Below are 3,139 nucleotides of genomic sequence, written 5' to 3' on the forward strand. Positions count from 1 at the left end.
TGGCGAAGTAAATCTCTTCGGTGCCCGACATGCCAATATCCAGCACATCCACGCCTGCATCCTGCAGTCCTTTCGCCAGCGCCAGCTTTAGCGTTTCGCTGGTCAGGCGCACGTCACCGCCGAGGACAATCGTTTTCGGCTTCAGGAACTCGCCGTAAGCGCGGCCAATACGCCACGCAATATCTTCATTCAGCTCTTCGCCCAGCCTGCCGCGAATATCGTAGGCTTTGAAACAGGTTAGTTTTGCCATATGTTCCCACTTATATTTTAGCTTTCTTCATCTACTAGCAATTTTGAATAACGATCATTTACGTCCATAGCGATCATAGAAGCGCACAACATCGTCCTCTTCGAGATAAGCTCCAGACCTTACTTCAATCAGATCGAGCGGGATTTTCCCCGGATTCTCCAGACAATGGGTCGCCCCCAGCGGAATATAGACAGACTCGTTTTCAGCGAGCAGTTTGATGTCGTCATTGATTGTCACCTTCGCGGTACCAGCCACCACAACCCAGTGTTCAGCCCGGTGATGATGCATCTGCACGGACAATCCCTCACCGGGTTTAACGGTAATCCGCTTCACCTGGTAACGGTCTCCGGCATCAATAGAGTCGTACTTGCCCCACGGACGATAAACTTCCCGATGATTCTGATGCTCATGACGCCCACCAGCTTTGATAAGCTCGACAATCTTTTTTACGTCTTGTACCGCGTCGCGGTTAGCAACCAACACTGCGTCTTTGGTTTGTACTACTATAAGATCTTTCACCCCAACAGTGGTCACTAAGCTTGACTCAGCATAGACGTAGCTATTCTCAGTTTTATGGTTAATGACATCTCCGTGGTAAAAATTTCCTTCAACAGTACGATTGCTAATATCCCACAGCGAAGACCATGACCCTACATCGCTCCAGCCAGCGTCCATTGGCATGACAACAGCATCAGATGTATGCTCCATTACTGCATAATCTATAGATTCTTCCGGACAGGAGAAAAATGCGTCTTCATTAATCCGAATAAAATTAAGATCAAAATTTAGGTCTGCTGCTGCTTTTTCACAAGCAGCCATTATATCTGGGCGGTATTTTTTTAATTCTTCTAAATAACGTCCAGCCTTGAATAAAAACATCCCACTATTCCAATAGTAGTCATCACTAGCAACATATGCCTGAGCAGTCTCCAAATTTGGTTTTTCTACAAACTGCTCAACCTCAAACGCTATGTTACCATCACCAAGTTCTATCTTATTACCACTTCTAATATAACCATAACCAGTTTCAGGTTTAGTCGGCAATACACCAAAAGTAACAAGTTTCCCCTCATTTGCGAAAGGTATTGCATTATTTACAGTATTACGAAATTCATTTTCGTTTGTAAAAACATGATCCGCAGCTAAAACAAGCAGTAATGGATCATCTTTGGGATAATTATCTTTAGCCATTAACGCTGCCAATGCTACAGCGGGAGCTGTATTGCGTCCGAATGGTTCCAACATGATATTATTGGTTAATTGATTCATCTGAAGCAATTGTTCAGCCGCGATAAAACGATGTCTTTCATTGCAAATGATAACCGGATCAACATGATCAATACCATCTAATCGTGCTATTGTCGCTTGTAACATTGATAATTTGTTTTGCAAACAAAGAAATTGCTTTGGATAAAGCTCTCTTGATAATGGCCACAATCGAGTACCACTACCCCCAGCCATAATAATAGGTATTAGTTTATCAGCAACCATTTCTCTATTTGCTCCTCTAAAATAATGTGATATTTAATCTTATATACTTTCGCATCGTTTGATAAAAGGGATAAACGATACTTCTCACAAAAGGAATGCTCATTGTATAAAAATACATAATCGTCCTTATGCTCCCTGAATGCGGAAATATTTGACGCCAAGACATTCTTTCCACATATTCGCCCTTCAATAACAGGCCTGCCAAATCCTTCATGTGTAGAATGAGCCCATATCAGTAAAGAGTTTTTTATTTTAAAAATAAGTTCATCATCAGAAAGAACTGGCAAAATTTTCACATTTTCAAGTTCAAATGTTTTAACTATGTCTTGAGCCCATTCTATATGCCCTCCCAAACCGATAACTTCTAACTGCTGTGATTTACACGCGTCGCAGGACTTCCAAAGGTCTATAGCCTTAGTGAATTCTTTATTCTCACCATTACCAGATATTAGCGTGATATATCCATAGTTACTATTGTTCTGAAAATCTGCTTCAAGCAATCGCTTCTCTAGAGAATAAAATGAATTTGGGAAAAGATACAATCTACAATTTTTTAGCCAAACAACATTCATTCCGATTCTTTTTGTTGTAGCAGAAACAAAGGCAACATCTCTTCGGAATAATGCATGTATGCGCTGTGTTATTACAATATACAGACCAGATAGGCTAATTTTTTTCTTGTTTTTTTTATTTGGAATGAAATCATGTATTATTAAGAGACTTTTATTAGTAAATACGGACAAAACAGAGCAAGAGTTATACGGATATATTACTTTATCATATTGACCAAACAAGAATATTATTGGTATTATTACTTGCTCGCTAAAAATGAAGATCAGATCAATAATAATCCGAGGTAGTTTACTGAAGTATGTTGGGCAACTCCATTCCTTAACTATACAACCTTTTTGTTGTAACGCAAACGCTAAGTTTGAAGAATAAATTGGAATCCCTCGGTATAATATCCCTTTATAAAAATTAAAAAGTAATACTTTTTTCATACTGATCCTATAACATTATTTACAACACCCCAATCGTAATGCTCTCTTAATACTTGCAAAGCATTACCATCCTGAAAATCCATAATATTTTCATTCGAGTCAAATAATTGGATACACTTTATAAATTCATCTTTATCATTTGCTGACATCGCATGTTTTCTTAATTTTGGCAGTGAATCCAAAACAATATCTGTCGTAATTACTGGTAATTGCAAAGAAAATGCTTCAAGTACTTTATTCTGTAATCCTGAACCGTCAAAAATAGGGAAAACAGCTAAATCCATACTAACCAATAATGAATTTAAATCATCAACATAACCATGAATTATAATTCCTTCATGTGAATCAAGATTTTGAATTTTTTTACAAGGTTGAGCCCCAATAATGTGAAGTTTAT

3 protein-coding genes and 1 pseudogene are annotated in these 3,139 nt (G+C 38.4%); all 4 read right to left on the reverse strand.

Features of this window, described 5'->3' with window-relative positions:
• Positions 1 to 250: pseudogene (locus FDW94_RS01365) on the reverse strand (phosphomannomutase CpsG); the annotation flags it as partial.
• 54 nt (positions 251 to 304) lie between these two features.
• Complete coding sequence (cpsB, locus tag FDW94_RS01370) at positions 305 to 1,741, reverse strand: mannose-1-phosphate guanyltransferase (protein WP_137377012.1); 1,437 nt, start codon at positions 1,739 to 1,741, stop codon at positions 305 to 307.
• Positions 1,723 to 2,742, reverse strand: a complete 1,020-nt coding sequence (locus FDW94_RS01375; RefSeq protein WP_137377013.1) for a glycosyltransferase — start codon at positions 2,740 to 2,742, stop codon at positions 1,723 to 1,725. The genes cpsB and FDW94_RS01375 overlap by 19 nt, the downstream gene beginning before the upstream one ends.
• The coding region (locus FDW94_RS01380; protein ID WP_137377014.1) for a glycosyltransferase family 4 protein at positions 2,739 to 3,139 on the reverse strand (401 nt) is incomplete at its 5' end. The genes FDW94_RS01380 and FDW94_RS01375, both read right to left, overlap by 4 nt.

The sequence above is a fragment of the Citrobacter sp. wls757 genome (assembly GCF_005280935.1).
In the GTDB taxonomy this organism is placed as follows: Bacteria; Pseudomonadota; Gammaproteobacteria; order Enterobacterales; family Enterobacteriaceae; genus Citrobacter; species Citrobacter portucalensis.

Coding starts and splice junctions, on each gene's coding strand:
- cpsB (WP_137377012.1), bottom strand. CDS start 1,741: ATGGTTGCTGATAAACTAATACCTATTATTATGGCTGGGGGTAGTGGT.
- FDW94_RS01375 (WP_137377013.1), bottom strand. CDS start 2,742: ATGAAAAAAGTATTACTTTTTAATTTTTATAAAGGGATATTATACCGA.